Origin of the sequence: Brachyspira catarrhinii (genome assembly GCF_005518285.1) — a bacterium.
GTDB classification, from domain to species: domain Bacteria; phylum Spirochaetota; class Brachyspiria; order Brachyspirales; family Brachyspiraceae; genus Brachyspira; species Brachyspira catarrhinii.
In genome coordinates, this window is sequence record NZ_SJDU01000445.1 from 1 (window position 1) to 1681 (window position 1681).

General features: G+C 23.0%; 1 protein-coding gene. It reads right to left on the reverse strand.

Going from position 1 to position 1681, the window contains the following annotated elements; genetic code table 11:
* Positions 1 to 38: 38 nt before the first annotated feature.
* Complete coding sequence (locus EZH24_RS11335) at positions 39 to 1595, reverse strand: hypothetical protein (RefSeq protein WP_137999208.1); 1557 nt, start codon at positions 1593 to 1595, stop codon at positions 39 to 41.
* Between the last annotated feature and the right edge of the window lie 86 nt (positions 1596 to 1681).

Sequence of the window (1681 nt, forward strand, 5' to 3'; positions counted from 1 at the left end):
TCAAAAAAAGAAAATGTTTATAAACAAAAATAAATATACTATTTTAATTGCTCTTTATAAACTATGTAAATATTATTACTTGATATTATTGGTAAATTAATAATATTTGTATTGTCCTTAGAGCTTTCCAAATGGTAAATAATATTAGCATCATTAGTTACTTCATTCCAATATCCTTTTTTACTATAAACAAATCCCATTTGACTAAAATAAGAAGAACCATTTTCTATAGTAAATTTTTCTCCAGCAGCATCATTTGATATATTTTGAACAGTATCAATATAGCTTTTCCATCTATAAGGTTCCTGATAATTTTTATAAAATACTACTATATTAAAAGTCATAGCTAATGCACTTAAAATATAAAATATAGAAAGATAATTAATATATTTATATTTTAAGTTAATATTCAAATTATATAATAAATAAAGCATAGGAACGAAAGATAAAGCAAATGCTCCAAAATGATATCTGAACTGTCCTGATACACCTCTTCCTAAAAATGTTACAGCTATAGTTACTGGGAAATATAATAAAAATATGAACATCAATTCTTTTGTTAATATTAATAATTTATCCTGGGTATTTGATTCAAATTTATATTGTTTGTTTTTGAAAAAATTTATAGTTGAATATAAAAAAGCTATAAATATTACCAATATAGATATTATAAGTATAGTTAAAGTGAATACAAAAAAAGGATTATCATTAAGATAAAAACTCATTATCTTTTTAAAATTGTTGGCAGAATACATAACAGAAAATTCATTTGTAGGAAACATTAATAAAGAATGCACCTGAGGAAAAGGAAATACCTGTCTTAAATCTGCATTTTCTGAAAAACTTAGCATTTTATTTGTATTATAAAAACCATTTTTTATTTCTGATATTAAATAAGGCAGATATGTTAAAAATGCTAAAAACACACCTACAGAAAGTGCCTTAATATTTTTTATAGTATATTTGTATCTTATGATAAGATAAACAATTATTGTAGGAACAATTCCATAATAAACAGCAAAATGTGCCTGTCCCATTAATGCAAGCAATGGAAAAAACATCATAGCTGGAATATAAGGCTTATCTCCAATAATATACTCACCAAGTAAAGGTATAAGAAGAAAAGATAAAGAAAGTGTAATATTTGGATTATAAAATATATTATTTGTATATACAAAATACACATTAAATAATGTTAATACAGACAATATCGACATTATTGAAAGCCCGAATCTTTTATATACCCATAATAAAAATATAATAGCGGGAAAAAACATTGTAATAAAATTAAATACTCTTGCTAATTCTATATTTTCATTGGATAGTTTATAACATATTAAATAATGAATATAGAAAAAACCTCCAGGTACACGCGGAGCTATTTCCTTAGTTAATGGCCCCATTTGAAATCTGGCTCCTACTATAGGAATTGTATCATTATCATAATGTTTTTTCATATCATAAAAATGGCTAAGAAAATCTCCAAAATCAGTTCCTGCTCTAGGAAAAGAATAAACTCTTGTAAAAATAGTTAAACATATAGATATAATTAAAAGAAGTATGGATATGATAGTTGTTATTTTTTTTTCATTCATAAAATAGTCCTTCAAAAATTATATAATATTATACTTCAATACATAAAAAATTAAAATATATAATATATAATTTATTATAATTCTAT